The organism is Streptomyces tremellae (assembly GCF_039540215.1).
Taxonomy (GTDB): domain Bacteria; phylum Actinomycetota; class Actinomycetes; order Streptomycetales; family Streptomycetaceae; genus Streptomyces; species Streptomyces tremellae.
In genome coordinates, this window is record NZ_BAABEP010000006.1 from 71,448 (window position 1) to 97,980 (window position 26,533).

28 protein-coding genes, 1 tRNA gene and 1 pseudogene are annotated in these 26,533 nt (G+C 72.9%); 14 read left to right on the plus strand and 16 right to left on the minus strand.

Translation table 11 applies throughout. The features are described 5' to 3' along the window. Position 1: 1 nt before the first annotated feature. A complete protein-coding gene (locus ABEA77_RS07355; RefSeq protein ID WP_345642871.1) occupies positions 2-433 on the minus strand; it encodes a DUF6221 family protein in 432 nt (143 codons plus the stop codon). Beyond that, entirely contained in the window at positions 430-615 is a 186-nt protein-coding gene (locus tag ABEA77_RS07360) for a hypothetical protein (RefSeq protein ID WP_345642873.1), read from the minus strand. The genes ABEA77_RS07355 and ABEA77_RS07360 overlap by 4 nt, the downstream gene beginning before the upstream one ends. A 106-nt stretch (positions 616-721) precedes the next feature. Here ABEA77_RS07360 and ABEA77_RS07365 point away from each other — a divergent pair, with 106 nt between their 5' ends. The 7 genes and pseudogenes from ABEA77_RS07365 to ABEA77_RS07395 all read left to right on the plus strand — a co-directional run bounded on the left by ABEA77_RS07365 (position 722) and on the right by ABEA77_RS07395 (position 5,067). Beyond that, entirely contained in the window at positions 722-1,057 is a 336-nt protein-coding gene (locus ABEA77_RS07365; RefSeq protein WP_345642876.1) for a DUF6011 domain-containing protein, read from the plus strand. A 270-nt stretch (positions 1,058-1,327) separates the two neighbouring features. Beyond that, positions 1,328-2,102, plus strand: a pseudogene (locus ABEA77_RS07370) (DUF6879 family protein). A gap of 9 nt (positions 2,103-2,111) precedes the next feature. Then, complete coding sequence (locus ABEA77_RS07375; RefSeq protein ID WP_345642879.1) at positions 2,112-2,945, plus strand: helix-turn-helix domain-containing protein; 834 nt, start codon at positions 2,112-2,114, stop codon at positions 2,943-2,945. An 86-nt stretch (positions 2,946-3,031) separates the two neighbouring features. Beyond that, positions 3,032-3,283 (plus strand): hypothetical protein, encoded by a 252-nt coding sequence (locus ABEA77_RS07380; RefSeq protein WP_345642881.1) that lies wholly within the window; start codon positions 3,032-3,034, stop codon positions 3,281-3,283. Further along, a complete protein-coding gene (locus tag ABEA77_RS07385) occupies positions 3,280-3,612 on the plus strand; it encodes a DUF6415 family natural product biosynthesis protein (protein ID WP_345642883.1) in 333 nt (110 codons plus the stop codon). The genes ABEA77_RS07380 and ABEA77_RS07385 overlap by 4 nt, the downstream gene beginning before the upstream one ends. A 225-nt stretch (positions 3,613-3,837) precedes the next feature. Next, on the plus strand, positions 3,838-4,341 hold the full coding sequence (locus tag ABEA77_RS07390) for a glycine-rich domain-containing protein (RefSeq protein WP_345642885.1): 504 nt from the start codon (positions 3,838-3,840) through the stop codon (positions 4,339-4,341). A 72-nt stretch (positions 4,342-4,413) separates the two neighbouring features. Then, entirely contained in the window at positions 4,414-5,067 is a 654-nt protein-coding gene (locus ABEA77_RS07395; RefSeq protein WP_345642888.1) for a class I SAM-dependent methyltransferase, read from the plus strand. Between the two features lie 46 nt (positions 5,068-5,113). On the opposite strand, the gene ABEA77_RS07400 is transcribed toward ABEA77_RS07395, so the two are convergent. After that, positions 5,114-5,356, minus strand: a complete 243-nt coding sequence (locus ABEA77_RS07400) for a helix-turn-helix domain-containing protein (RefSeq protein WP_345642890.1) — start codon at positions 5,354-5,356, stop codon at positions 5,114-5,116. Between the two features lie 342 nt (positions 5,357-5,698). After that, a complete protein-coding gene (locus tag ABEA77_RS07405) occupies positions 5,699-6,667 on the minus strand; it encodes a hypothetical protein (RefSeq protein WP_345642893.1) in 969 nt (322 codons plus the stop codon). A gap of 160 nt (positions 6,668-6,827) precedes the next feature. Between ABEA77_RS07405 and ABEA77_RS07410 the strand changes: the two genes are divergently transcribed. Continuing rightward, a complete protein-coding gene (locus ABEA77_RS07410; protein ID WP_345642895.1) occupies positions 6,828-7,055 on the plus strand; it encodes a hypothetical protein in 228 nt (75 codons plus the stop codon). 244 nt (positions 7,056-7,299) lie between these two features. On the opposite strand, the gene ABEA77_RS07415 is transcribed toward ABEA77_RS07410, so the two are convergent. Then, positions 7,300-7,374 (minus strand) — tRNA-Val (locus tag ABEA77_RS07415). A 179-nt stretch (positions 7,375-7,553) separates the two neighbouring features. Here ABEA77_RS07415 and ABEA77_RS07420 point away from each other — a divergent pair. From ABEA77_RS07420 to ABEA77_RS07430, 3 genes are all read left to right on the plus strand, one after another. Continuing rightward, entirely contained in the window at positions 7,554-8,339 is a 786-nt protein-coding gene (locus ABEA77_RS07420; protein WP_345642898.1) for a DUF4097 family beta strand repeat-containing protein, read from the plus strand. Between the two features lie 236 nt (positions 8,340-8,575). Next, positions 8,576-9,898 carry a hypothetical protein gene (locus tag ABEA77_RS07425; protein ID WP_345643122.1) on the plus strand — a complete coding sequence of 441 codons (1,323 nt, stop codon included), beginning with the start codon at positions 8,576-8,578 and terminating at the stop codon, positions 9,896-9,898. 287 nt (positions 9,899-10,185) lie between these two features. Continuing rightward, entirely contained in the window at positions 10,186-10,407 is a 222-nt protein-coding gene (locus ABEA77_RS07430; protein WP_345642901.1) for an FmdB family zinc ribbon protein, read from the plus strand. Between the two features lie 103 nt (positions 10,408-10,510). Here the strand turns inward: ABEA77_RS07430 and ABEA77_RS07435 are convergent, their stop codons facing one another. The 4 genes from ABEA77_RS07435 to ABEA77_RS07450 form a co-directional block, all read right to left on the minus strand. Continuing rightward, complete coding sequence (locus ABEA77_RS07435; RefSeq protein WP_345642904.1) at positions 10,511-11,671, minus strand: MalY/PatB family protein; 1,161 nt, start codon at positions 11,669-11,671, stop codon at positions 10,511-10,513. A gap of 250 nt (positions 11,672-11,921) precedes the next feature. Continuing rightward, on the minus strand, positions 11,922-12,737 hold the full coding sequence (locus ABEA77_RS07440) for an HAD family hydrolase (protein WP_345642905.1): 816 nt from the start codon (positions 12,735-12,737) through the stop codon (positions 11,922-11,924). After that, positions 12,734-15,307 (minus strand): phosphoribosyltransferase, encoded by a 2,574-nt coding sequence (locus tag ABEA77_RS07445; RefSeq protein WP_345642908.1) that lies wholly within the window; start codon positions 15,305-15,307, stop codon positions 12,734-12,736. The genes ABEA77_RS07440 and ABEA77_RS07445 overlap by 4 nt, the downstream gene beginning before the upstream one ends. A 149-nt stretch (positions 15,308-15,456) precedes the next feature. After that, the gene (locus tag ABEA77_RS07450) at positions 15,457-16,620 is read right to left on the minus strand and encodes an HpcH/HpaI aldolase/citrate lyase family protein (protein WP_345642911.1); all 1,164 of its coding nucleotides are present in this window, start codon (positions 16,618-16,620) and stop codon (positions 15,457-15,459) included. Between the two features lie 209 nt (positions 16,621-16,829). On the opposite strand from ABEA77_RS07450, the gene ABEA77_RS07455 reads away from it, so the two are divergent. Next, entirely contained in the window at positions 16,830-17,660 is an 831-nt protein-coding gene (locus ABEA77_RS07455; RefSeq protein WP_345642914.1) for a TerD family protein, read from the plus strand. 13 nt (positions 17,661-17,673) lie between these two features. Here ABEA77_RS07455 and ABEA77_RS07460 read toward each other — a convergent pair whose 3' ends face one another. The 7 genes from ABEA77_RS07460 to ABEA77_RS07490 form a co-directional block, all read right to left on the minus strand. Further along, positions 17,674-17,895: a DUF6480 family protein gene (locus ABEA77_RS07460; RefSeq protein ID WP_345642916.1), complete on the minus strand. Its 222-nt coding sequence runs from the start codon at positions 17,893-17,895 to the stop codon at positions 17,674-17,676. Between the two features lie 78 nt (positions 17,896-17,973). Then, positions 17,974-18,711: a TerD family protein gene (locus ABEA77_RS07465; protein ID WP_345643124.1), complete on the minus strand. Its 738-nt coding sequence runs from the start codon at positions 18,709-18,711 to the stop codon at positions 17,974-17,976. A 227-nt stretch (positions 18,712-18,938) separates the two neighbouring features. Beyond that, on the minus strand, positions 18,939-20,102 hold the full coding sequence (locus tag ABEA77_RS07470; RefSeq protein WP_345642918.1) for a DUF475 domain-containing protein: 1,164 nt from the start codon (positions 20,100-20,102) through the stop codon (positions 18,939-18,941). A gap of 48 nt (positions 20,103-20,150) precedes the next feature. After that, entirely contained in the window at positions 20,151-20,726 is a 576-nt protein-coding gene (locus tag ABEA77_RS07475) for a TerD family protein (protein ID WP_345642921.1), read from the minus strand. Between the two features lie 259 nt (positions 20,727-20,985). Beyond that, a complete protein-coding gene (locus ABEA77_RS07480) occupies positions 20,986-21,561 on the minus strand; it encodes a TerD family protein (protein ID WP_345642924.1) in 576 nt (191 codons plus the stop codon). Between the two features lie 177 nt (positions 21,562-21,738). Then, positions 21,739-22,212 carry a peroxiredoxin gene (locus ABEA77_RS07485; protein ID WP_345642926.1) on the minus strand — a complete coding sequence of 158 codons (474 nt, stop codon included), beginning with the start codon at positions 22,210-22,212 and terminating at the stop codon, positions 21,739-21,741. A 167-nt stretch (positions 22,213-22,379) separates the two neighbouring features. Further along, on the minus strand, positions 22,380-22,817 hold the full coding sequence (locus ABEA77_RS07490) for a DUF3052 domain-containing protein (RefSeq protein WP_345642928.1): 438 nt from the start codon (positions 22,815-22,817) through the stop codon (positions 22,380-22,382). A gap of 525 nt (positions 22,818-23,342) precedes the next feature. On the opposite strand from ABEA77_RS07490, the gene aceE reads away from it, so the two are divergent. Then, positions 23,343-26,087 carry a pyruvate dehydrogenase (acetyl-transferring), homodimeric type gene (gene aceE, locus ABEA77_RS07495; protein ID WP_345642931.1) on the plus strand — a complete coding sequence of 915 codons (2,745 nt, stop codon included), beginning with the start codon at positions 23,343-23,345 and terminating at the stop codon, positions 26,085-26,087. A 309-nt stretch (positions 26,088-26,396) separates the two neighbouring features. Continuing rightward, positions 26,397-26,528: a hypothetical protein gene (locus ABEA77_RS07500; protein WP_345642934.1), complete on the plus strand. Its 132-nt coding sequence runs from the start codon at positions 26,397-26,399 to the stop codon at positions 26,526-26,528. Positions 26,529-26,533 lie beyond the last annotated feature (5 nt).

The window sequence follows — 26,533 nt, forward strand, 5'->3', positions numbered from 1 at the left end:
TTTACTCGGGCTGTTCGAGGAACGCGGACCCCCAACGGGCCTGGTAATCGGGATGGTCGGAGTAGATCGCGGCGGTCTGTTCGACCGCGAACCACAGGCCGTTCACGTACCCGGAGTCGCCCTGCCAGTGGGACGAGACGAGGTTCTCCGGCGTGTCCACGGCGGCAGCTGCGGCTTCGTACGCGTCGAGGATGGCGCGCTGCGCGGCGATGCGGCGCAGGGTGCGAGCCGGGTCTTGACGCTCGATGTGCACCCCTCGCCATGACCGGGTGCATGCGACGACGCGTTCGAACGAGTAGTCCACATCGACTCGGCGGGTCCCGGTCTGTTCGTTCTCCTCGAACGCTGTCCAGGTCTCTGGCGCCTCGATCGCAGCACTTTCCTCGTCGAGCCGGGCCCGCACGAACGCGATCAGGTCTGCCGTGTCACTCATGAGCTGGTCCCGTCTTCGGCCGGCCGCCGGGGCAGCTTCGCGCCGGGACGCCGGAGGTACCAGGCGACGAGGTCTTTGATCACGGCGGCGCGGTCGCCGCTGGGAGCGCGGTCGGCGAGGTCTTTCCAGTCGTCGTCCGGGATCCGTACGGATCGGTGCTGTGTGCGTGGGGCGTTCGGCATGGGCCGATGGTAGCGGGTGTACGTACAGATGGATGGCGGAAACCCCTTGCGGTGTACGTACACCTATGTCTAAGGTGTACGTACACCAAGAGCGAGAGGGACCCCGATGGCCAGCACCGAGACCCACGCCCACTGCCTCCGCTGCGGCCGTCGCCTCACCTCCGCCCACTCCATCGCCACCGGATACGGCCCCACCTGCGCCCGACACATCCGCCACGCCGCCGTTGACGCCACCGACTACAAGCCCCACCAGATCGCCTCCGCCCGCGAGCTCATCGAGGACGCCGCGATCGTCCCCGTCCGGGGCGCGGTCTTCGCGGTCGTCTCCACCGACGGCACCGAGACCTACCTCACCCACCCGACCAACTGCACCTGCACTGCAGGCCTGCGCGGGGCCCGCTGCTACCACCAGCTCGCCGCCCGCCTCCTGCTCGCCGCCTGACCCCGAGGGGACCCCGGTGGCCCAGAGCCTGATGACCCACACCGGTGCCGCTCACGCACCCGGTCGCGCGTACAAGCAGCTCCGCGGCGGTCGAGCACCGAAGTGCTGCGCCAGCCTCTATGCACTCAGCCGTTACCACTTCCCGGTCCCGACGGATGACTCGGTTACCTGCAAGCGGTGCCTCGCAGCACTCGCCAAGGAGTCCGAGGGTGCGCGCCGCTGATCACCTCCTGCACGCCTCCCCTACGCGCCCTGTTGCAGGCTGCCTCTATGGCGCTACGGTGCGCGACAGAATCAGCGAGCGAGGGAGAATCAAACGTGCGTATCTTCCGCAAGGTCGGCACCAACAGCGGCAACGACGGTTGCCCGACCCTCTACACCGAGCCCGCCTCCGACACCTACGTCGTCCAAGGCGACCCCGTCACCGACCCGGGCGAGCTCGCGCAGCTGGACCTGGCGCGCGGCGAGAGCGCCGTCACGGTGCCCCGCGAGCTCCTCGCCAATTTCGGCCCGCAGGAACCTGTGCACGTGCCGCAATCCATCAGCTTCGACGAGTTCACCGGCATGTTCTCCAGCCTCCGACACTCCGCATGGCGGTTGGAGACGCGCCGTCGGTACGCATCCGACGAAGCCACCGACACCTACCATCAATTCCTCGCCGAAGGTCGGGCCGATTGGGACCTCGACGACCCATGGTGCGTGGAGCGCCGCAGGCAGCACGAACTCGGCAAGCGGTTCGAGCGCGTGAGGCTGCTCGACGAGCCGCCGACGATCGGGCAGCGGTACCTGCTCGACAACGCACGCCGCAACACCGAGGTAGGCGAGGACATCCGCACCCTCACCCGCGCCGAGGCGGACCACCTCCGTCTGCCCGCCGAAGACTTCTGGATCTTCGACTCGCGCGTGGTCGCCCTGCTCCACTTCGACGACGCCGACGAGATGACCGGCGTCGAGCTCATCACTACCCCCCGTCGAGGTGCTCCGGTACGCGCAGGCCCGTGAGGCTGCCTGGCACCACGCCTCCCCGTACCGGGTTGCCGGGTAGCCTGCCCGCGTGAGCACGGACTTCCAGCAGGCCAGGGTGGCCCTCGGCGCGCGGCTGCGTGAGCTGCGCGCCGAGGTTACCGGCAGGGAACTGGCGGCCCGGCTCGGCTGGCCGCAATCCAAGATCAGCAAGCTTGAGACCGGTCGGCAGACGGCGACTTCAGCCGACCTCACCGCGTGGGCCGAGGCAACCGGCCACAGCGACGCGAGCGCGGAACTGCACGCCCGGCTCTCCGGGATGGAGTCGCACACACGCTCGTGGCGCCGCCAGCTCGCCGCCGGCCACCGCCCGGTGCAGGACGCGCTCAGCGTCGAGTACGAGCGCTCCACCAACTTGCGGGCCTGGGAGGGCGCCATGGTGGTCGGCATCCTCCAGACGCCCGACTACGCCCGCAGCATCTTCTCTGCGTACGCCGACCTCCAGCAGTCGCCGCGCGACACGGAGGCCGCTGTCCGGGCCCGCATACGACGGCAGGAGCTCCTCTACCGGCCCGGCCGGGTCTTCCACATCGTCATGTGGGAAGCCGCCCTTCACGCGCGTATCGCTGCGCCGGACGTGATGGTGGGGCAGCTCGACAGGCTCGCGGGCACGGTGGGCATGGACACCGTCCGCCTGGGGATCGTGCCCCTTGGCGCGCCTGTGCCGATCCCGCCCGCCAACGCTTTCTGGCTCTACGACAACCGCTTGGCCATCACCGAGGATTGGCACGCTGAGCTGTGGCTGGATGACGCCGACAGCCTGGCGACGTACCGGCGCGTCTGGGACCGCCTCGCCGAGGCCGCGGTCTACGGGCCGACGGCTCACCGCCTGATCGCTGGGGTTCGCGCGCGGGTCGAGTCGTAGCCCATACGGGCCACTTCGTGCCCTGACGGAGAATATTCGAGAATCACGGCCCCCGGTCTCGGCGAGGCACTCGTACGGTCCTCGGCATGGACACCCGGACCTCCGCCGCCGGGCCTGCCGAGCGCCTCTGCCACTGGCACTCCGGCACTTCCACGACGGCCCGCCTCGTCGCCACCTACCCGCCTGTCAGCGGCGGTGGCGCCGCCGACCTCTACGCCTGCGCCGACTGCCGCGAACGGCACGGCCTCACCCCGATCGACACGCTCACCACCGACGAGCTGTACACGCACCTCCGCGAGGCCGTGGCCCCGTACCTCCACCTGGGCCGGGCCTCATGACGACCACCGCGGCCAGCACGGCCGCCATCCAGGCCACCATCGACCGCGCCGGCGAAGTCCGCCGCGGACAGGGGCGGCACATCGAGATGGCGCACCTCGCCGACCAGCTCGCCCTCCACATCGGGCAGATGATGCCCGCCGCGCGCCGCGCCGTCGAGGAGCTGTGGCACGGAGACCCGCGGTGGTACTCCCTGCGGTCGCGGCTCGACGGCATCGAGTACCAAGCCGCGCGCGGGCTCGGCGACGGCGTCCTCGCCGCCCACGTCGAGCTCGGGCTGCTTGCTGCGGATGCCGCGTGGCTCCTGGCCCGCTACGGGCCCACCGAGTAGCCCACCCGACCGCCTCGCACGCGTCCGCCGACGGATCGGCCGCGCGCGAGGCTGCCCCGCTCGACGGACGGCGGAGATCCGCGGCGGGGCCCTGCTCCGGCCGACCGCGCGCCCCGCTCTCGGCCGGAGCAACCAACACCCCCGCCCCGAGCCATTCCGGCAGCCGCCGCCCTGGGCGGGGTCCGTAAGTGCAGTGCACCACCCCCACGAAGGGACGTACAGCACATGAGCACAGCAGTCATCGCGACCGCAGAGCAGACGAGGACCCGCGATCCGCAGGCCATCCTCAACGCGGTCGCCCCGCACATCACGGAACTGACCACCAACGTGTTCGACAGCGGCATGAGCCTGTGGGACCGCGAGGTCGCCCTGCTCCTGCGCGACCACACCATGGTCCGTGACATGGCAGAACGCATTCTCGGCAACGCGATCATGTACGTCATGGGCTCCATCGAGAACCCCGACGTCCACCTCGGCGTCGGCCAGCTCGTCGACATCGGCGTTCACCAGCTGATCCTCGACACGCCCGTGTGGTGGGGAATCTGCCGCCTCTACAACGAGGGCCGCTTCAAGCACCACGCACCGTTCATCGAGCGCCGCAGTGACGGCCTGTGCCTGCGCACCGGCGACTTCCTGCGCTCCCAGGGCTGGCCCGTCGACGAGGAACTGTGGGCCATCGACGGCGCCAACTGCTCGCCCTGCGACGACAAGGTCCCCGACAGTCACTGACGCTCTACCCTGGCCCTCGTCCGCTCCGGCGGGCGAGGGCCGCCGTCCATCCGCATCCACGAAGGAACGCCCGTGCCTGCACTGCACGACATCGCCGCCGAGACCGAGCTCTGGGACACGTTCGCCGAGTCGGCGTTCAAGGCCGACGCCGAACCGTCGTTCTGCTGGACGCAGTACGCAGGTCACGGCCCCGGCCCCGAGCTGCTCGGCGAGCCGGACACGGTCCTGGAGATCGGGTGCGGCACCGGGCGCGCGCTGGCCTTCCTCGCCACCCGCGGGGTGAAGGCGACGGGCCTGGACCTCTCGCCCGTGATGGTCGCGAAGGTGACCGAGCGGTGGTCGGCGACAGGCGCGCAGTTCGAGCAGGGCGAAGTGCTCGACTACCTGCGCGAGACGTCGGGCACCTTCGACGCGATCTACTCCATCTTCGGCGCCGCCTGGTTCGCACCGCCGAACCTGCTGTTCCCCCTCGTCGCCGAACGGCTCACCCCGGGCGGCCGATTCGTGTTCTCGCAGCCGCCCGCGATCCCGGGCGCCTACGGGCCGCAGGGCATGTACAAGGGCGGCTTCGCGGGCAAGGCGATGTTCACCTACCGCTACAGCTACAAGCCCCAGGTCTGGGAGCGGCTGCTGTTGCGCGCCGGGTTCCGCTCGGCCGAGGCGCGCGTGCTCGGAGCGCCGGAGGCCGGCCACATCGGCACGCTGATCGTCGAAGCCGAGCGCTGAGCCACCGCCCTCTGGAGCCCCGGCCGCCACCACGGCGGCCGGGGCCTTACTCGTCTCGTACGAGATGCGCGAGCGGCACGCCGAGCGCGTCGGCGATGCGGATGAGGGTGTCCAGAAGCGGGCTCGCCTGCCCCTGCTCGATCCGCACATAGGACGCTCGGTCCATCTCCGCCCGCAGCGCGACGTCCTCCTGAGTGCGCGCGGCCGCGAGACGAGCATCCCGGATCTGGCGACCGATGGCGCGGCGGCGCGCGAGCACGCGGTCACTGGGCGGCGGAAGGGGCGGCACTTCCTCACGCTCGCCTGCTGGCGATCTTGTGTCTGTAGGGTCCGCCCTACAAAGTGAGCTGCGCCGCGCGACCCGCTCGCGCGGCGCGTGCGCGGCCGACCGGCGTACTCGTCTCCGCCAGGTCGCGCCGCCCGGCGCCACGACCCAGTCGAGGCGCCCCGCCCCACACCCAGAAAGGTGTGGGGCGGTCTACGTTGAACGCACGACGCCCCCCGCCGAGCTATCCGGCAGGGGGCGTCGCTCCCGCAGGGCCAGCCTCCCCGCTGACCACCACAGGCACGCGGGAGGCCCGTCTCAGGCGCATGAGGGGAGTCACGCCTGCCCCTCCCGGGGCCGCCCACTCTACGACGCAGACCTCCGCGGGCCATCCCCTGATCGAGTGACGGCCATCTGCCCCCACCAGGCCATCAGCTGAGCCGTGGTGTGCATGCCGAGCGCCGCCCGCGCCTCCGCCAGCTCCTTGCCGACGGTGCGGGCGCCGACGCCGACCCGGGCGGCCGTCTGCTCCTGGTCGTACCCGGCCGCCAGCTCCCGCAGGATGAGCGCCTGGCGCGCGCTGAGGGTGCCATCCGTCGGGGAGGTGTCCTGCCATCGGCGTCCGGCGTCCCAGAAGAGGGAGAAGATACTGCGGGCCCACATGACGATGGCCCGGTCGAACACGTGCCAACCGGAGTTGCTGCTCGCGTCCTCGACGACGAGGTTGTCGATGAACAGGTGCCTGGCGTCGATGATCAGCATCCGGGGGAACGGCATGTCGACCGCGCGCACTTCGGCGCCGGCCTCGATGATGCTGTCCACGTACGCCCGCGTCTGGCCGTGGCAGACCGCAGAGGCGGGGTAGAGCGAACGGGCGCGCACGCCGCGCTCCAGGACGCCGACCATGCGCTCGACGCCCGCGCGCTGAACCTCCGGGTCCCGGTCGACAGGCCGCGCCGGCTGCGCAGTCCACGTCTCCACCTCCGCGGCCGCTGACACGTCACCGATGCGCCGGTTCATCTCCTCCGGCGTCGGAAGGAACTCAGCCGCGGCACCGCTGTACCAGCGCTCCGGGTCCCAGTAGGTGGCGAGGCCGTCAAGGTGTGGAACGTCCGCGAGGCGGGCGGCGGCGCGCTCCAACTCGGCGCGAGCGTCGGCCAGCTGGCGGCGCGCGGCCCCGCGGGGATCGAGCGCCGCGTACATTCCCGCGACCCATGCCTCGCGGTCGGCCAGGCCGAGGCCGACCAGGCGCTCGATGTCCGGCTCGGGGACGTCAGCGCCTTCCGTAAGGAGGCGGTACGCCTCTCGGTCTCGACTCGTCAGCCCGTCATCCATCCCGCTCAATCCCCCCACACAGTCACCGCATTTCGCGGATTCCCGCATTGCCGATTCCTGCACGCGGAAGACTCTGGCGGTGGCCGTGCGCATATGTCAACGTACTGAACGTACTCATCGGGGCGCCGCGAACAGGCGCCGTACAGAAGGAGGCCCCGTCGTGCGCGCACTCGCCGTCCGTATCGCCACCGCAGCGCTGATCGTGGCGGGCGCCCTCCCGGTCGCGGCCGGGCATATCGGAGCCGACCGCCCCGCGGTGCGGCCGATGGCGAGCCAGCAGGATCTGGGCTGGGGGAAGTCTGACTCCGCGTCCGCGCCGACTGCCCCAGACGCATCGCTGGCCCAGCCCGCGCCGGCCTCGACGCTCAACGACCTCGGCTGGGGCTGACACTGCCGACAAGGACCCCTGCGGAGCAACACCTGGGGAGGAACGCCCCGCAGGCAAGAGGCCCCCACCCGACCGAAACGGGTGGGGGCCTCCTTCTTGCTGCATCGTAGGACAGATCGGGCACTTAGCCCAGCCCCGAGACTTGACGGCTTGACCGCCTGGGGTTGTGGACTCTTTGTGGATTCAGGCCCGTTCGTGACGCTCGGGTGCAATCACGATTGGGCCTCTGACCAGCCACTACGAATGGTGGGCGCGGACGGTTTCGAACCGCCGACATCTGCTTTGTAAGAGCAGCGCTCTACCCCTGAGCTACGCACCCGTGGAGGCAACAGGGTACATGGCGGGCGGGGCGCGGCCGCACACCCGGCCGGGCCGCGGAAGAGGGGGGTTCGCCCCACCACGGGACGGTGGCCGGCCGGATCGGCGGGGCGCGGTGCGGCTCCTACGGTGGGAGCACCGCTCGACACCGAGCCGTCCGACCCTGGGGGACCGATCACCGTGACCACCACCGCCCGCCCTCACCCGGGCACCCGCGCCCGTGCCGTACTCGCCCTCTGCGGGGCCGTCGCGGTGGGGGCCACCGCGACGGCCTGCGGTTCCGACGTGTCGCACGCGCCCGTGCGGGAGCACACCTTCGCGTTCAGCGGCAGGAAACTGACCGTCGACGCCGACGACTCGGGGGTGCGGGTGGTGCCGGGCGACGTCACGGGGGTACGGGTGCGGCGGCAGGTCGGCGGCTGGGTGTTCCTCGGCAGCGGGCCCGACGCGTCGTGGCGGCTGGCCGGGGACACGCTGACGCTCAGGGTGACGTGCTCGGGTCTCGCCGCGGACTGCGACGCCCGGCACACGGTGACCGTGCCGCGCGACGTCGCGGTCACCGTCAGGAGCGGCAACGGCGCCGTCACCGCGTCCGGTTTCCGTACGGCCGTGTCGGTGCGCACGTCCAACGGCAGCGCCGAGGTGCGGGACAGCTCGGGACCCGTCAGCCTCAGCTCCCGCAACGGGTCGGTGACCGGGACCGGGCTCACCGGCGGGAAGGCCACGGCGCGGAGCAGCAACGGCGCGGTCAGCCTCGGCTTCTCCACCGTCCCCGACGACGTCGAGGCCGTCAGCCACAACGGCCGTATCCGGATCAGCCTGCCGAAGGGCCGCACCGCGTACGCGGTCGACGCGGGCAGCGGGAACGGCAGGACCGACGTCGGCGTGCCGCGCGACGACGCGAGCCCGCACGCGGTGAAGGCGCACGCGGCCAACGGCGGTGTCTCGGTGCGGGCGGCGAACTGACCGACCCGTGTGTTCGTCCTTGCCGGGTGGGACAATGAACCGGCAGGACGCAACCGGCACGGGAGAGGCATGTGACACACGCGCATCCGCACTCCGGGGGCTCCGGAGACTCGGGAGCGAGGGCGCGCGCCGTCCATGACCCGACTGGCCCGGCAGAGAAGACCGCCGTACGCGGTGCCCGCACGGCCCCGGGCCCGCGGCGCCGCGGGTCCGGCGTCTTCCGCGATCTCTGCGCGCTGGTGCTGCTGCCCGTTCCGCTGCTGGTGGCGGCGGTGCCCGCCGCGCTCGCGAGCGGGGGCGGCGGCAGGCGCTGGTTCGGGGGCGGGCGCGGCGGCAGCGAGCAGCAGCGCGCCGCGGCGCAGGCCGCGAAGGACGCGGCGGCCGAGTCGTTCTACGAGCTGGACACCGCCCAGCGCGACCTGCGGATCTCCGTCGAGACGATCAGCGCGGTCGACAGCGGCCCGCGGGCCCGCGAGGCGCTCGACGACTTCGCGGCGCTCGGGCGCAGGATCGACGAGGTGAGCAGCCGCTACATCTCCGCCGTGGACGCGCACGACCTGGACCGGCCCGACCTCGACCTCGCGACGGCGACCCGCGCGCACAACGAGCTGACGAAGGCCAAGGACGACCTCGACCGGGTCAAGGGCGAGCTGGAACGCTTCGCCCAGGGCATCGGCCCGCTGCTGGGGGACGCGGAGACGCAGCTCGCGCGGCTCGCCCCGGCCGTGGAGCGGGCGAAGCAGGCGCTGCTCGGCGCGAGCAACGCGCTCGACGCGGTGCGCGGCTCGGGCCTGCGCGCCGACGACCTCGCGGCCCGGCTCGCCGCCCTCTCCCCCGAGCTGACCAGGCTCAACGAGGGTGCGGGCCGCCATGGCGTCCCCGAGACACTCCAGCGCGCCGACCGGGTGCTGCGGGAGGCCGAGGGTGTCAGGCGGGACGCGGAGCGGCTGCCCGAGCGGGCCGCGGAGATCGACCGCCGCCTGGTGTCGCTGCGCACGCGGGCACAGGCGCTGGCCAACCGGGCGGCCTCGGTCGAGCCGGTGCTGAGCGAGCTGCGGCGCAGGTTCTCCGCCGCGTGCTGGCAGGACCTCCAGTCGGTGCCCGCGCAGGCCGGTGAGAACGTGCGCCAGGCCGAGGCCAAGCTCGCCGAGGCGACGCGGGCCCGCGAGGAGCAGCGCTGGCCGGACGCGACGGCGCTGCTCGGCACGGTACGGGCGCTGCTGAACGACACGGACGAGGCGGTGTCCGCCGCGGGCGATCGCCTCCAGCGGCTGAACGCCGTGCAGAAGGACCCGCAGCGGGAGGTCGAACGGGCGCGGTTCGCGGTGCGCGACGCGCAGCGGCTCGCCATGGCGGGCCGCAGCACGCCCGACCCGCGGCACGCACGGCCACTGGACGACGCGGTCGGCCGGATCGACCGCGCGCTCGCCGGCCTCGAAGGGCGCCACCCCGACTACTGGCACTTCCTCACCGAGATGGAGGCCGTGCGCGAGACGGCGGCCCGGGTGGTCACCGAGATCCGCGAGGAGCGCGCGGGCGGCGACCGGCGACCGCGCTGAGCCACCGGCGCCCGCCTGTCCCGCGGGCGTCCGCCACGCCCCGGCGCGGACGTCCGCGCCGGGGTGAGGTCGTACGCCCCGGGGTGGGGTCGTACGCCCCGGCGCGGGCAGCGACCTGCGGCGCGCCGAGCCGGCCGCCTGCGGGCCCGGGGGCGTGCGCCCCGCCGACTCGTACACCCCGGCGGGCGCGGACCGTGCGGGGTCCGTACGCTCAGGCCCCGGGAGCGGGCCGTGCGGATCGCGGGCGCCCCCGGCCGCGACCGCCCCGCACCGGCTACGCTCGGACCATGCCTCGTTACGAATACCGCTGCCGCGCCTGTGGCGCCACGTTCGAACTCCGGCGGCCGATGGCCCAGTCCGCGGCGCCCGCGCCCTGTCCCGCCGGGCACGACGACACCGTCAAGCTGCTGTCGACCGTCTCCGTGGGGGGCACCGCCCGCGGCGGCGACGCCCCCGCGCCGAGCGGCGGCGGTGGCGGTTGCTGCGGCGGTGCCTGCGGCTGCGGCTGACCCGCGGGGCCCCGTACGGCACCGCCGCGCGCGGAACCGGCCGCGCGTCGCGGCCCCGCCACGGCGCCCGCCCGCGGCCCGCGGCCCCGGCCTCGGGCGCGCGTCACAGGGCGTGCAGCCGCCGTACGGCCTCTTCGAGCACGGCCGTGCTCGTGCCGAAGTTGAGCCGCGCCCAGCCCGGCGCGCCGTACTCCTCGCCGTCCGAGAGCCGCACGCCGGTGCGCCGCTCCACCTCGGCGGCGGTGGGCGCGCCGCCCGGCAGGCCCCGCAGGTCGAGCCAGGCGAGATAGGTCGCGGCCTGGGGCGTGTACCCGATCGCGGGCGCGTGCTCGGCGAGGCTGCGGGTCAGCAGGTCGCGGCCCTCGCCCAGGTACGCGCGCAGGCCCGCGAGCCACGCGTCGCCCTCGGCGAAGGCCGCCTCTCCCGCGAGGACCCCCAGCAGGGAGATCCGGTGGGAGACCAGCTCGGGCAGGCCGCGCAGCGCCGCCGCGGCGGCCTCGGTGACCGGCAGGAGCAGGGCGCACTTGAGTCCGGGCACGTTGTACGCCTTCGACGCCGACGTGAGGACGACCGTGCGGGCCCCGTCCCCCTGCGGCAGGGTGGCGTACGGGACGAAGCCGGGCGCGCCGTCCAGTACGAGGGGTGCCCAGATCTCGTCCGCGAGGACCGCGACGCCGTGCTCCGCCGCGAGCCCCGCGACGGCAGTGAGCGCCGCGCGGTCCGCGAGGAAGCCGGTGGGGTTGTGCGGGTTGCACAGCAGCATCGCCCGCGCGCCCCCGGCGAACGCGCGGCGCAGCCCCTCGGTGTCCCGCCGCCAGCCGTCCTCCGTCCGCAGCAGCGGTACGGGCACGAGGGTGCGGCCCGTCTCGCGCAGCACCCGGAAGTACGGGCCGTACGCGGGCGTCTCCACGACCACGCCGTCCCCCGGCGCGGTCAGCACCCGCAGCGCCTCCACCACGCCGACCATCACCTCCGGCACCGGCACGGCGGCGGCCGGGTCCGGGTGCCACCCCCAGTGGCGCCCCGCGAACGCGGCGAAGGCGGCGGGCAGCCCGAGCGCGCCGGGCGGCGCGTAGCCGAGGTCGCCGTCGGCGAGCGCGCGGCCGAGGGCCGCGGCGACGGGCGGCGCGGGCGCGAAGTCGGTCTCGGCGACGGAGAGCGCGAGGACGCCGTCGCCCGCGCCCTCCCACTTGGTGTGGTGGCGGCGGCGCACGGCGGCGAGGTCGACGGCGTCGAAGTCGAAGGGGGCTGAGGCGTACGGCACGGGCATCCGTTTCTGGCGCTGGCGGACGGACGGGGGGGCGGGACGGGCGGGGCAGACAGGGCTGCGGGCTGGCGGGCCGGTCGGCGGGCGGCCCGGTCGGCGGAACGGACAGGGCATGCGTCGGGCGGGCAGCGGCTCGGGCCGTCCGTCCACCTGGCAGGCTAAGCGCCCGCCGCCCCGGCGCGCCACCGTCCGGCACCGCGAACCCGCAGGCCAGGGGCGCGGAGGCGGCCGGACAGCGCGCCCACGCTCACTCCGTGGCCGCTCGCAGGAACGCGCGCAGGATCTCCTCGCCCGCCAGCACGCCGGCGGTGGGGAGGGCGGTGACGCCGGGCGCCGTCCACCCCGCGTCGGCCAGCTCGCCGTGGCCGGGGCGCCAGGCGCGGTCCGCGGCCGTGAGCAGGTCGGCGTCGAGGAGGGAGTCGCCCGCGGCAAGGGTGAGGTCCGCGCCGGTGCGCCGCACCACCTCGGCGAGGGCGGCGCTCTTGGTCAGCGGCTGCGGCACGACATACACCTTGCGGCCCTGGAGGGAGACCGACCAGCCGCGCCCGGCCGCCCACTCGGCCAGATCGTCCAGCCAACTCTGCGGCATCAAGGCCCTGTTGACGACCGCGTAGACGAACAGGTCCTCCGCGACCCGCTCCTTGAGCAGCCAGGCCCCGTCGGCGCCGGCGGTCAGCCGCTTGCGCGCCTCGGCGAGCGGCGCTGAGGCGTCGGCGAGCAGCCGGGCGACCCGTGCCTGCCACGCCGCGTCGGAGACCCCGTCCACGAGGAGGTGGCCGCCGTTGGCGCAGATCGCGAACCCCGGTGGCGGGCAGGGCAGTCGGATACGTCGGTACTGCTCCCTCGTGCGGGTCGTCGTCGGCACGAAGACCGCCGCGCGGGCGAGCGCGTCCAGCAGCCCCGCCGCGGTCTCGGTGAGGTACGACAGCGGCCTGCCCCCGTACACCTCGACGCACAGCAGCCGGGGCGCGACGGCGTCCGGCACGGTCAGGCCGAGGGCGGCGGCCGAGTAGACGAGGGTACGGTCCAGGTCGCTCGCGACCACGGCGCGCGGGTCGCTCACAGCGCGGGCACCGCCCTGCCGTCCGCGCCGCTCGCGCCGCGGGTGAAACGCGGGTGGATCAACCCCACGCAGCTGTACGGGAGTCCGTCGACCTCCTCGACCGGCACACCACGCTGCGCGGCGAGCAGCCGCACATGGTCGAGGTCCGCGCCGGCGCCGCGCGCGGCCAGGACGCGCCAGGGGACGCGGCGCAGCAGCACCCGCGTGGTCTCGCCGACGCCGGGCTTGACGAGGTTCACGTCGTGGATGCCGTACTCCTCGCTGATCCGCTCGACCGCGGCCCAGCCCGCCCAGGTCGGCGCGCGGTCGGCGGCGAGCAAGTCCTTGGCGTCGGCGTCGACGCCGTCCGCCACCTCGGCGAACCGCGCGGACACGGTGTCGAGGAACAGCCCGGAGACGTCGGCGCCGGCGAGCGAGCGGTAGAACTTCGCGCCGTGGAAGTCGTCGGGGCCGACCAGGTCGGAGCGGAGCACGGTGCGCGAAATCAGCCCGGAGACGGTGGAGTTGAGGCAGGCGGACGGGATGAGGAAGTCCTCGCGCGTGCCGTACGTCCGCACGCAGCCGCCGGGGTCGGCGAGCACCGCGACCTCCGGGTCGAACCCCTCGAACCGCCCGATGGCCGCGGCCAGTTCGCGGGTAATGGCGCCCTTGCCCGTCCAGCCGTCCACGAACACCACGTCCGCCGGGTCGTGGTGGGCGGCGAGCCAGCGCATGGCGGTGGTGTCGATGCCTCGGCCGCGCACGATCGAGACCGCGTAGTGCGGCAGGTCGAGGCCGTGCCGGTGGGCGGCCCAGCGCCGCATCAGCACGCCCACCGGGGTGCCCGCGCGGGCCAACGACACCAGGACGGGGCGCGGCGAGCGTTCGGCGAGCACGGTCTCGGTGACGGCGCCCACGGCCCGCGCGACGCGGGCGGCCGAGGCGTCGAGGGCGGCACGGAACAGCTCCTGGTAGGCCGCGCTCGGCTGGTACTCGACGGGCAGCGACTCGGCGTAGTGCGCGCCGCCGCTCTGGATGGCCTCCTCGCGCTCCTCGGTGGGCGCCTCCAACTCCACGTCGGACAGGTCCTGGAGGAGCCAGCCCACCTCGTCGGGGGCGTACGAGGAGAAGGCGGGGCCGCGCAGCGGCTCGGGCAGCATGGGCGTGTCCTGTCGTTCGGGGGCGGCGGGCGCGTGCCCCCCGGGCGCGGGCCGTGCCGCGGCCGGCGCGTAGGTGGGGACCACGGCGAGCACCACCCGCGGCACCTGCCCGGTCAGCTGCGCCAACAGGCCGCCGGGGGCGTGGAGTTCGGGTGTGTCGCCGGCCGAGTCCACGACGAGCACGACCGCGTCGAAGCCCCCGCCCGCGACGTTGTACGCGTACCGGGGGCCGGAGCCGTCCGGCGACCCCGGGGGGAACTGGGCGGTGTCGTGGGCGGGGAAGACGAGCCTGCTGCGGATCGCGTAGCCGGGGTCGTCGACGGCGAGCACCGGCGAGCGCGTCGTGGTCGAGAACCGCACCTCGGCGCCGCCCCGCGCCTGGAGCGCCTCCGCGATCCGCAGCGGCGCGTACATCAGCTCCTCGTGGCCGAGGACCAGCACGCGCCGCGCGCTCTGCGGCAGGGCCGCCGCGACGGCCGCCGCCATGCCGGGCAGCGCCGCGTCGAGGACGAGCCTGTGGGCCGGGAGGAAGCCGTGCCGTCCGCCGTCCGGAAGACCGGCAGGCCATGCCAGCGGGGCGCGTACGACCGTGCCCTCCGCGGGCGCGGGCGCCGCGGCCAGCCCCGCGGCGCCCGGGGTCTGCGCGTCCGCGTGCGCGGCGACGAGCTCCCTGCCGCGGCCGAGCACGCCCTCGGGCAGCCGCACGGTTCCCGAGGCGAGGGCGACGAGGTCGACGCGCGCGCCGATCTCCGCGGCGAACGCGGCGGACCGCTCCCGGTCCGCGGCGCAGCGCATGTCGACGAGCGCCACGATCACGTACCAGGCGCGCGGGGCGCGGTCGTGGAGCGCGCGGATCGTGTTGAGGACGGTGTTGCCCGTGGAGAACTCGTCGTCCACGAGCACCAGCGGCCCGTCCCCGGCGAGCAGCGCGGGGTCCTCGGGCAGCAGCAGGTGCGAGGAGGCGTGCGAGTGGGACTCCTCGAAGCCGCCCGCCGGCACGACCCCGGCCACGGGGCGCCGGGTGGAGTGCAGGTAGGGGGCGTGCCGCAGGCCGTCGGCGACGCTGTGGCCGAGGGCCGTCGCGGTCTCCGCGTATCCGAGGACCACCGCGCGGCGCACGCTGTCGCCGAGCAGTCCGGCGACCCGCTCCCCGAGCCGTACGCCGGTGCCGTGCACCACGGAGGGAAGCTGGGGCACGTGCTTGCCGAGCACGGTGGAGACCAGCAGGTGGGCGCGCTTGGGGTTGTCGCGCAGCGCGAGGCCCAGCAGGCCCCGCAGGCCGGGGTCGCCGCCGAGCCCGACGCCGAGCCGCTCGGTGACCCAGGTGCCGGGCCAGGGATCCCCCGGCTCCGGGATGCCGCACGGGCCGCCGCCCTGTGCCCCGCCGGTCGTCACCCGCGCCGCGCGCCCCTCGTCGGCCCTACGCGCCATCCGCCGCACATCTTCCTCCACCGATCCCGCCGATCCCGCCGATCCCACTGATCCCGCCGAACTCACCCGTTCCGCCCGTTCCGCTTCCGCCCGTTCCGCCCGTTCCACTGGTGCCGCCCGTTCCGCTGGTGCCACTGGTGCCGCCCGCCTCACCGGCCGAGTCCTGCCGCGAGGAGCTCCACGAAGCCGATGTCCTCGCGCGCCACTCCGAACACCTCGGCGCGCCGCAGGGTGCGCTCGGCCCAGGCGCGGTGCGGCTTCACCTCGTTCATCTTGTTGGTGTACGCGGAGCGCAGCACGCCCCCGCCGCCGCGCTCCGGACGCAGAATGTCCCGCGCGTCGACGTACTCCTCGTGGCTGACCACGGAGAGCGCATGCACGGGGATGACGTGCGAGGGGTGGATGCAGGTCTTGCCGAGCAGGCCGTTGGCCCGGTCGAGCTCGATCTCCCGCAGCAGCCCGTCGAGGTCGTGCTCGATCAGTGTCCTGCGGAGCGACTGGGCACGTCCCTCCTCGAAGGGGCTGGCGCGCAGCTGCGGCTTGAACATGCGCTCCTGGAGGCGGAAGTACTCCCACACGGGCCCGGTGATGGTGAAGCCGCTGCCGTCCGCGCGGCCCAGCACGTTCACCACGTCCGCGATGACGTGCGCGACGATCCCCACGTCGTACGCGGTCGTGTCGGCGGCGCGCCGCAGCCCGTACGCCGAGCAGAAGTCGGTCACGCCGAGGCGCAGCGCGAGGACGCGGTCGCGGTACTTGTCGACGACGGTCGCGATGTCGACGAGGGTGCTGGTGCGGGTCTCCAGGTGCAGCAGCTCGGGCGACTCCAGCACGGGCATCGCGAAGAGGCGGTGCCCCGAGGAGTACTCGGCCTCGGCGAGCGCCTCAAGGAACGGCTCGCCGCGCTCGTAGGTGAATTTCGGCAGCACGAATCCGGACAGCAGCCGGGCCGCGGGGCCGAGCCTGCGCACCAGGTCCGTGATCTGTCCGGGCGCCCGGACCCGGACGAACAGCAGCGGCGTCTCGGCATCCCGCGCGGCCAGCTCGGTGAGCTGCTCGACGAGATTGGCCTCGCCCACGGCGACCTCGCCGTCCGCGATGGAGTCCTCAAGGCAGAGCACCATGGACCGCACGCCGAGCCCGGTCTGTCTGACGACGGCGTCGGCGAGGCGCGGCCGGGTCGCGGGACTGTAGAGCGTGGCGCCCAGGGCGGTCGCGAGGAGGCCCGCGGGGTCGTCTCTGGTGAACTCCGCGGGCTCGCGGTGGAAGAGGCGCTGCCGGTCCTCCGGCGAGACATGGCCGAAATGACGCATCTGTCATCCCCCGAACTACCCGTAGCACTGAACCGGCCACCCGCACAGGTGGCCGGTAATAGTACGTATGGATCGATGTCGGCGGTTCCCGCCCCGCGTGAAATCCTGGTTGCCGTCCCGCCACACCAGGGTGCGCGCGCCGCGCGGGGTGCGCACCCGGGCCCCGGCCGCGTTGTCCCGCCGACGGGCGGGGAGGCAGGATGTCCGGCATGACGCAAGCGATGCTGAAGGGCTCCAACGTCCCGCTCGACGCCACGGCCGTGCGGGCCGTGCTGCGCTGGACCCCGGGCGCGGGGGTCCCGGACGTCGACGCGTCTGCGCTGCTGCTGGGGCGCGACGGGCGGGTGCGCTCCGACGAGGACTTCGTCTTCTACAACCAGCCGCGCCACCCCTCGGGCGTCGTGCGGCGGCTGGCGAAGAAGCAGCGCCCTGACGGCCTCACGGACTCGGTGGAGGCGGACCTCGCCGCCCTCGACGCGTCCGTGGACCAGGTGGTGCTCGCGGCGTCCTCGGACGGCGAGCCCTTCGGGCACGTACCGGACCTGCGGATCCTGCTGTACGACGCGACCGCGCCCGAAGGCGACCCGATCGCGGTGTTCGACGTGCGGCCCGAGACCGGCGAGGAGACCGCGATCATCTGCGGCGAGCTGTACCGGCGCGGCGACGGCTGGAAGTTCCGCGCGGTCGGCCAGGGCTACCCGACAGGCCTCGTGGGCCTCGCCACCGCCTTCGGCATCTCGGTCGACGAGGCGGAGGAGGCCGGGGCGGCGCCAGGGGCGCCGGGCGAGGCGTCGGCGCCCGCGCCCGCCGCCGCGAACGGGACGCACGCCGCTCCCCCGGCCGCGCCGCCGCCCGCCACCTACGGCTATCCGCTCGCGGCGCCCGCGCCCGCCGCGCCGCCCGCGTACGGCTACCCGCAGCCCGCGGCACCCCGGCCCTACGGCTACGGCTATCCCAGGCCCGCCGCAGCCGCGGCGCCCGCGCCCGACCCGGGTTTCAGGCTGCCGCCGATGGGGCCGCAGTTCCTCCCCACCGCGTAGGACGCGGTGCGCCTCACACCACCACGGCGTAGGCGAGGAAGAAGCCGGCGACCACCACGACGAGCGCAAGGATCACCGTGAGCGGGGCCCTGCCCCACCCCGGCGACGTCTCCTGCAGGGGCCCCGCCTCCGATGTGCTGCCCTCCGCGGGCGGTGTCTCGCCCGGAGGGACGCCGCCCCCGGGTTCGAGCCCGGCGGTGGTGCGCGGATCGGGGTCCGGATTGGCGGTCTTCATGCCGACCGGGTACCCCTTGCCCGCTTTCCATGCCGGCAGGCGGGCGGCGATCTGCCCGCCGGGGGGCGGGGGTGCGCCTCAGGCCTTGGTCTTGTAGCCGCGGCCCCACTGGAGGCCCCAGCCGTAGAGGCGGTCGAGCTCGGCCTGGAAGCCGTAGACGAAGCGCACCTCTCGGCGCACCAGCAGGTCGCCCTTGACGTTCTCCAGGGAGAAGACGGCACAGGAGCGCGCCTCGGGGGCCCGCTCGTCCAGCTCGATCTCCACCCGGGGGCCGCTGCTCGGATAGAGCGTGACCTTGGCGTGCGTACGGTCGAAGGCCGGAGTCTGGTCGTAGATGTAGACGAAGAACAGCAGGCGCTTGATCTCGTCGCGGTGGTCGAGGTTGACGAAGATCGTCTCCCCGGACGGCGCGCCGAACCGGTCGTCGCCGCTGAGCTTGATGTACGGCGAGGTGTTGAGGTCGCCGAAGAAGCCGCCGAGCGGCTGCACGACGCCCTTGCTGCCGTCCGTCAGCTCGTACAGGCAGCCGAGGTCCAGGTCGACGTTGACCATGCCCTGCGTGTGCGCCTGCACCACGTCGGGCTGGAACATCTTCAGCGGGTGGCGCAGCAGGCCGCCCTGCTTCGAGCGGCCCTCGATGTCCGAGGTCCGCATCCGCCACGACAGGTTGACCCGGAGGTTGCCGGTGGCCGCGTCCTGCTTGGACAGCGACACCGAGGAGTGCCGCTTGGTCAGTTCGATGGCGTTGCTGGCGGCGCTGCCCGAGTCGAACTGCGCGACCCTGCCTCCCGGCCGCAGACCGTCCCAGAAAGACATGCTCACTCCCACCCTCGTGCATCCGGCCTGAGACTGCGGGGGGCGGCCCTCCGGACCCAGGTCCGGTGGCCACCCCCCGCGAGAAAGCGTTCCCTGGCTGACCGGCGCCGCACACACCCGTCCGCGCCCTCGACGGGTCACACGGGGTCGCACGGAGTCGCACACCTGTCGCGCGCCGGCATATCCGTACGACAAGGGCGCCGGGCAGGCGCGCGCCGGCGCCCGGCTCAGGCCTGCGCGCCCGCCTTCTCCTGGGCGCCGGGCGACCCGCTGTCGCCGCCGTCTCCGTCGCCGCCCTGGGCCGACAGGGCCCGGTTGCGGCGGATCGACGACCAGAACGAGGCGCCGATGAGGACCACGCCGACAAGGCCGGTGACGACCTCGTTGATCTCGTGCTGGATCGTGACGAGCAGGATCACGGCGAGGGCGCCGATCGCGTAGTGCGCGCCGTGCTCCAGGTAGACGTAGTCGTCCAGGGTGCCCTGGCGCACCAGGTAGACCGTGAGGGACCTGATGTACATGGCGCCGATGCCGAGGCCGACCGCCATCCAGAAGATGTGGTTGGTGATGGCGAAGGCGCCGATGACGCCGTCGAACGAGAACGACGCGTCGAGCACCTCCAGGTAGAGGAACATGAAGAAGGCGGCCTTGCCCGCGAGGCCGACAGCGGAGACCGCGCGCCCCTCGGCGCGCGCCTTCTCCTCCTCTTCCTCCTCGCGCTCCTCGGCTTCCTCCAGGCTGTTCTCGAAGTGCGAGGAGAGCCCGCCCACGACGAGGTACGTGATGAGGCCCGCGACCCCGGACAGCAGGACCGTGGAGGACTTGTCGACGCCGTGGCCCGCACTGGTGTGGGCGTGCGCGGCGAAGGTCAGGGACGTGACGACGAGGACGATCAGCGCGACGCAGACCGAGAGCATGTCGACCTTGCCGAGCTTGGCGAGGGGCCGCTCGATCCAGGCGAGCCACTTGATGTCCCGGTCCTCAAGGATGAAGTCCAGGAAGATCATCAGCAGGAACATCCCGCCGAAGGCGGCGATCGCCGGGTGGGCGTCGGTCACCAGCGACTCGTAGCGGCTCGGGTTGTCGACCGCGAGCCGCACCGCCTCGACGGGGTTCACCTTGGCCGTGATGGCCACGATCAGCACGGGGAAGACCAGCCGCATGCCGAAGACGGCGATCAGCACGCCGATGGTGAGGAAGATCTTCTGCCAGAAGGCGTTGAGCTTCTTCAGCACGCCGGCGTTGACGACCGCGTTGTCGAAGGAGAGGGAGATTTCCAGGATCGAAAGGATCAGGACGACCCCGAACGCCTCCCACCCCCAGAACACGGCCGAGGCCGCAAGGCCGAGGACCGTGATGACCAACGGCCAGCGAAAGGTTTTCAGGATCACTGCTACCCCATCCGGTGATACGGGCTTTCCCCCGTGCAGAGCACTGCTTTACGCAACATTGACCCCGAAGTCTAGGGCGATGCCCCGCAGCCCCGACGCGTACCCCTGGCCCACGGCCCGGAACTTCCACTCGCCGCCGTGCCGGTAGAGCTCTCCGAAGATCATCGCCGTCTCGGTCGAGGCGTCCTCGGTGAGGTCGTAGCGGGCCAGCTCCTGGCCGTCCGCCTGGTTGACGACGCGGATGAACGCGTTGCTGACCTGGCCGAAGGTCTGGCGCCTGTTGTCGGCGTCGTGGATCGAGACCGGGAAGACGATCTTGTCGCAGTTCTGCGGCACCAGCGTCAGGTCCACCAGCAGCGTCTCGTCGTCGCCCTCGCCCTCACCGGTGAGATTGTCGCCGGTGTGCTCGACCGACCCCTCGGGGCTCTTGAGGTTGTTGTAGAACACGAAGTACTCGTCGCCCATGACGCGGCCCTCGCGGCACATCAGCGCGCTGGCGTCGAGGTCGAAGTCGGCTCCCGTGGTGGAGCGCGCGTCCCAGCCGAGCCCTACGAGCACCTGCGTGAGGTTGGGTGCGGCCTTGGAGAGGGAGACGTTGCCTCCCTTGGCGAGCGTGACGCCCATGGTGTTGTCCTCCCCGATGGTGGTCCGGGGCGGTGGCCCCGGCGCGGTCGTGCGGCCCCCTGCGGGCGGGGGCCCGACGCGCTTGTCGTCCTGCCCACGGGGGTGTTCTTCATGCACTTCACGCCGCTTCGGCCCGGAACGGTTCCGGCCCTCCGTGCGGCCTTCCCGCCCCTCGGGGCCCGGAAGGCCCGTGCGGCGCCGCACGGGAGCGTGCGGCGCCGGACGGGCGTGCCGTGCGCGGTGCGGCCTCGGCCGCGGCTCAGACGTTGACGCCGAAGTCCTGCGCGATGCCGCGCAGCCCCGAGGCGTACCCCTGGCCGATGGCGCGGAACTTCCACTCGGCGCCGTTGCGGTACAGCTCGCCGAAGACCATCGCGGTCTCCGTCGAGGCGTCCTCGGTGAGGTCGTAGCGGGCCAGCTCGTTGTTGTCGGCCTGGTTGACCACGCGGATGAAGGCGTTGCGCACCTGGCCGAAGGACTGCTGGCGGGTCTCCGCGTCGTAGATGGAGACCGGGAAGACGATCTTCTCGACGTCGGCGGGGACCGTGGTCAGGTTGACCTTGATCTGCTCGTCGTCGCCCTCGCCCTCGCCGGTGAGGTTGTCCCCGGTGTGCTCGACGGAGCCGTCGGGGCTCTTGAGGTTGTTGAAGAAGACGAAGTTGGCGTCCTGCGTGACCTTGCCCTCGGCGTTCGTCAGCAGCGCGCTGGCGTCGAGGTCGAAGTCCTGCCCTGTCGTCGTACGGACGTCCCAGCCCAGACCCACGGTCACCGCGGTCAGGTTGGGCGCGGCCTTGGTCAGCGAGACGTTTCCGCCCTTGCTGAGGCTGACTCCCACGAGTCCTCCCATTGGTTGTCGGGGCCGGCGGCCGTGGTCAGCGGCAGCTGCCGCGGGCCTCGCGCCCCCTGATGCGTTGCCATTCGGATCAACGTCTCGATCCTAGTGACCGGTTCCCGTGCCCCGCGCTATTTCGGCGGCGGGCCACCGGGGCGCGCGCCCCCGCGGCGCGGCACGTCAGAGCCGTGCGAGCGCCCGCAGATAGGCGTCGGTGTCCCGGGCCTCGTGGACGGGGTTGACCACGCTCCAGCGCAGGATCCCGGCCGTGTCGACGAGGAACGTGCCGCGTACCGCGCGGCCCCGCTCCTCGTCCAGGACGCCGTAGGCGCGGGCGGCTGCGCCGTGCGGCCAGAAGTCGGCGAGCAGCGGGAAGTCGAAGCCCTCCTGCTCGGCGAAGGCGCGCTGGGCGTAGAGCGAGTCGACGGAGCAGCCGAGCACCTGGGCGCCCGCGTCCTCGAAGGCAGCGGCCCGGTCGCGCAGCTCCTGGAGCTCGCCGGTGCAGGTACCGCTGAACGCGTGCGGATAGAAGACCAGGAGGACCGGGCTGCCGGGGCGGTCGCCGCCGGCGCGGTGGTCCGAGAGCCGCACGGTCCTGCCGTGCTGGTCCTGGAGGCTGAGGTCCGGCGCCTGCGCGCCGACCGCGACGGCCATGGGGCGTGTCCTTTCCCGCGGGGGCGGCGCTCCGTCCCGCGGCCGCCCGCACCCGGGTCAGCCTACGCAGCGGGGCCGTACGCCCTGACGGGCGGGCCCCAGGTACTTGCGGCAGCGCGCCGCTCCCGGCCCGCGCCAGGTCGGGCGGCGGGGCCGGGGCGGCGGGCTCAGCGCTTGCTCTTGGCCGTCTTGGGCGTGACGAGCCGGCTTCCGGTCCAGTCCTTGCCGGCGCTGACGCTCTTGGTCTGCGACAGGCCGGCCGTCTGGGCTGCCTCGTTGATGTCGCTCGGCTCGACGTAGCCGTCGCGGCCGGTCTTGGGCGTCAGCAGCCAGATCACGCCGCCGTCCTCGATCAGGCCGATGGCGTCCACCAGCGCGTCCGTAAGGTCGCCGTCCTCGTCCCTGAACCAGAGGAGGACGGCGTCGGCAACGTCGTCGTACTCCTCGTCGACGAGGTCCTGGCCTGTGACGGCCTCGATGGACTCGCGGAGCTCCGGCTCGACGTCGTCGTCGTAGCCGATCTCCTGGACCACCTGTCCGGGCTCGAACCCCAGACGTGCCGCCTGGTTGGTCCGCTCCTCCGCGTGGTCCGCGGTCGCGCTCACGGATTGCCTCCTGATCATGTTTCGGTGAGTTCTTCGGCTTCGCGCACGGGCGAAGCATTGGCCGTAGTCCACACGGGCGCGACGGATCGCGCAAGTACCCGGCGGCCGAGACCGCCGAAACGGTGACGTTCCGGGCCTCTCCCCCGTTCCCTGGGGCGGTCGGGGGGCGACCCTGTGCGACGGCCCGCGCTTCTTTTCTCCATGTTTGCCATGGTATGCCGTACGGCTACGCCATTCGGGTAGGAACCGTCGCGGATCCGCCGGGCCCGGGCGTGGCCCCGGCGCCGCCGCGCTCCCCCGGTCGCGGGGGTACGGGCACGTTACGCGGGTGGGCGCGCGTTACCCGTACGGCGCGCCCGTACCGGCCCCGCGCGGCCCGGCGGCCGCCCGCCGCCTGTTACCTCTCGGTAGAGGTGACGTCCGCGTACGTCGCGGTACACGATGGGTGCGGCGTACGACACCCCCACGGAACCAGCCCAAACAGCCCAGACAGCCCAGACAGCCCACAGACAGCGAGGGAACAGCGTGGCTTCCGGATCAGATCGCACCCCGATCATCATTGGCGGCCTTCCCAGCCAGGTCCCGGACTTCGACCCCGAAGAGACCCAGGAGTGGCTCGACTCGCTCGACGCCGCGGTCGACGAGCGCGGCCGGGAGCGCGCCCGGTACCTGATGCTCCGGCTGATCGAGCGCGCGCGGGAGAAGCGCGTCGCCGTGCCGGAGATGCGCAGCACGGACTACGTCAACACCATCGCCACCAAGGACGAGCCGTTCTTCCCAGGCAACGAGGAGATCGAGCGCAAGATCCTCAACGCGACCCGCTGGAACGCGGCCGTGATGGTCTCGCGGGCGCAGCGCCCCGGCATCGGGGTCGGCGGCCACATCGCGACCTTCGCGTCGTCGGCGTCGCTCTACGACGTGGGCTTCAACCACTTCTTCCGCGGCAAGGACGGGGGCAGGTCGGGCGACCAGATCTTCTTCCAGGGGCACGCGTCCCCCGGCATCTACGCCCGCGCCTTCCTGCTCGACCGCCTCAGCGAGGCGCAGCTCGACGCGTTCAGGCAGGAGAAGTCGAAGGCGCCCGACGGCCTCTCCAGCTACCCGCATCCGCGGCTGATGCCGGACTTCTGGGAGTTCCCCACGGTGTCGATGGGCCTCGGCCCGCTCGCCGCGATCTACCAGGCGCGGATGAACCGCTACATGCACGCGCGCGGCATCGCGGACACCTCCGACTCGCACGTGTGGGCGTACCTCGGCGACGGCGAGATGGACGAGGTCGAGTCGCTCGGCCAGCTGACGATCGCGGCGCGCGAGAACCTCGACAACCTCACCTTCGTCGTCAACTGCAACCTCCAGCGCCTCGACGGCCCGGTCCGCGGCAACGGCAAGATCATCCAGGAGCTGGAGTCGGTGTTCCGCGGCGCCGGCTGGAACGTCATCAAGCTGGTGTGGGACCGCACCTGGGACCCGCTGCTCGCGCAGGACCGCGACGGCGTGCTGGTCAACCGCCTCAACACCACGCCGGACGGGCAGTTCCAGACGTACGCGACGGAGAGCGGCGCCTATATCAGGGACCACTTCTTCGGCGACGACCACCGGCTGCGCGCGATGGTCGAGAACATGACGGACGAGCAGATCCTGCACCTCGGCCGCGGCGGCCACGACCACCGCAAGGTGTTCGCGGCGTACGCGGCGGCGAAGGCGCACAGCGGCCAGCCGACGGTGATCCTGGCGCAGACCGTCAAGGGGTGGACGCTCGGCCCGAACTTCGAGGGCCGCAACGCGACGCACCAGATGAAGAAGCTGACGGTCGACGACCTGAAGGGCTTCCGCGACCGGCTCCACCTGCCCATCGCGGACAAGGAGTTGGAGAACGGCCTGCCGCCGTACTACCACCCGGGCCGGGACTCGGAGGAGATCCAGTACATGCACGACCGCCGCCAGGCGCTCGGCGGCTACGTGCCGACGCGCGTGGTGCGCTCGAAGCCGCTCACGCTGCCGGGCGACAAGGCGTACGCGACGGTCAGGAAGGGCTCGGGGCAGCAGTCGATCGCGACGACGATGGCGTTCGTCCGGCTGTTGAAGGACCTGATGCGGGACAAGGAGATCGGCAGGCGGTTCGTGCTGATCGCGCCGGACGAGTACCGCACGTTCGGCATGGACTCGTTCTTCCCGAGCGCCAGGATCTACAACCCGCTGGGCCAGCAGTACGAGTCGGTGGACCGCGAACTCCTGTTGTCGTACAAGGAGTCGGAGACCGGGCAGCTGCTGCACGACGGCATCACGGAGGCGGGGTGCACGGCGTCGGCGATCGCCGCGGGCTCCGCGTACGCCACGCACGGCGAGCCGCTGATCCCGGTGTACGTCTTCTATTCGATGTTCGGGTTCCAGCGCACCGGCGACCAGTTCTGGCAGATGGCGGACCAGATGGCGCGCGGTTTCGTGCTGGGCGCGACCGCGGGCCGCACGACGCTGACCGGTGAGGGCCTCCAGCACGCGGACGGCCACTCGCACCTGCTGGCGTCGACCAACCCGGGATGCGTCGCCTACGACCCGGCGTACGGCTTCGAGATCGCGCACATCGTCAGGGACGGCCTGCGCCGGATGTACGGCGAGGCCGCGGAGGGCGAGGACCCGAACGTCTTCTACTACCTCACCGTCTACAACGAGCCGATCCAGCACCCCGCGGAGCCGGAGGACGTGGACGTCGAGGGCATCCTCAGGGGCATCCACCGTCTGCGGACGGCGACGGCGGGCGAGATCCCCGCGCAGATCCTCGCGTCCGGCGTGGCGCTGCCGTGGGCCGAGGAGGCGCAGCGGATCCTCGCCGACGAGTGGAACGTACGGGCCGACGTCTGGTCCGCGACGTCCTGGACGGAGCTGCGGCGCGAGGCGATGGCGGTCGAGGAGTACAACCTCCTGCACCCGGAGGAGGAGCAGCGCACGCCCTACGTGACCCGCAAACTCGCGGACGCGCAGGGCCCGTTCGTGGCGGTGTCGGACTGGATGCGGGCGGTGCCCGACCAGATCGCGCGGTGGGTGCCCGGCACCTACCAGTCGCTGGGCGCCGACGGCTTCGGCTTCGCGGACACCCGGGGAGCGGCGCGGCGCTTCTTCCACATCGACGCGCACTCGATCGTGCTCGCGGTCCTGACCGAGCTGGCCAGGGAGGGCAAGGTCGACCGCTCGGCGCCCAAGCAGGCCCTCGACCGCTACCGGCTGCTCGACGTGGCGGCGGCCGACCCGGGCGCCGCGGGCGGCGACGCGTAGGGCGCGGGGAGCGTTCGGGCGCGCCGGCCCGTGCGCGGGGCGCGCGCCCTGAACGGCGGGGCGACGGCGGCGGGGCGGGTACCCGAGGGGTCCCGCCCCGCCGCCTGTCCGGGGGCGCGCGGCGCGGAGCCGCGCAACCGCCTCGCACGGCGGGGTACTTGAAGCGGCCGTGGACCCTCACGGGCGCCGGTATGCTGATCCGACCTGACTCCTCCAGTCCTCCGAGAGCTTCGCCGCACGCTCGGCAAGGCGGGCGCGGCGAGGGCTCCGGGCGCGTCCGCCCGGGGTACCCGAGGGAGAGGAGCGGGCGTGGAGGAAGACCTCGACGGGGCAGAGCCCCCGCGGAGGCGTTGGACGGGCCCCGAGAAGTGGTCGGTCGCGCTGACGGCGGTGGGCGTTCTTGTCGCGGTCGTCGCCACGGTGGAGCAGCTCGTCCGCTAGGACGG

Bases quoted from the DNA above. Each gene is read 5' to 3' on its own strand.
- ABEA77_RS07355 (WP_345642871.1), bottom strand. From the start codon at position 433: ATGAGTGACACGGCAGACCTGATCGCGTTCGTGCGGGCCCGGCTCGAC.
- ABEA77_RS07360 (WP_345642873.1), bottom strand. From the start codon at position 615: ATGCCGAACGCCCCACGCACACAGCACCGATCCGTACGGATCCCGGAC.
- ABEA77_RS07365 (WP_345642876.1), top strand. From the start codon at position 722: ATGGCCAGCACCGAGACCCACGCCCACTGCCTCCGCTGCGGCCGTCGC.
- ABEA77_RS07380 (WP_345642881.1), top strand. From the start codon at position 3,032: ATGGACACCCGGACCTCCGCCGCCGGGCCTGCCGAGCGCCTCTGCCAC.
- ABEA77_RS07385 (WP_345642883.1), top strand. From the start codon at position 3,280: ATGACGACCACCGCGGCCAGCACGGCCGCCATCCAGGCCACCATCGAC.
- ABEA77_RS07390 (WP_345642885.1), top strand. From the start codon at position 3,838: ATGAGCACAGCAGTCATCGCGACCGCAGAGCAGACGAGGACCCGCGAT.
- ABEA77_RS07405 (WP_345642893.1), bottom strand. From the start codon at position 6,667: ATGGATGACGGGCTGACGAGTCGAGACCGAGAGGCGTACCGCCTCCTT.
- ABEA77_RS07430 (WP_345642901.1), top strand. From the start codon at position 10,186: ATGCCTCGTTACGAATACCGCTGCCGCGCCTGTGGCGCCACGTTCGAA.
- ABEA77_RS07445 (WP_345642908.1), bottom strand. From the start codon at position 15,307: ATGGCGCGTAGGGCCGACGAGGGGCGCGCGGCGCGGGTGACGACCGGC.
- ABEA77_RS07450 (WP_345642911.1), bottom strand. From the start codon at position 16,620: ATGCGTCATTTCGGCCATGTCTCGCCGGAGGACCGGCAGCGCCTCTTC.
- ABEA77_RS07455 (WP_345642914.1), top strand. From the start codon at position 16,830: ATGACGCAAGCGATGCTGAAGGGCTCCAACGTCCCGCTCGACGCCACG.
- ABEA77_RS07460 (WP_345642916.1), bottom strand. From the start codon at position 17,895: ATGAAGACCGCCAATCCGGACCCCGATCCGCGCACCACCGCCGGGCTC.
- ABEA77_RS07465 (WP_345643124.1), bottom strand. From the start codon at position 18,711: ATGTCTTTCTGGGACGGTCTGCGGCCGGGAGGCAGGGTCGCGCAGTTC.
- ABEA77_RS07475 (WP_345642921.1), bottom strand. From the start codon at position 20,726: ATGGGCGTCACGCTCGCCAAGGGAGGCAACGTCTCCCTCTCCAAGGCC.
- ABEA77_RS07485 (WP_345642926.1), bottom strand. From the start codon at position 22,212: ATGGCCGTCGCGGTCGGCGCGCAGGCGCCGGACCTCAGCCTCCAGGAC.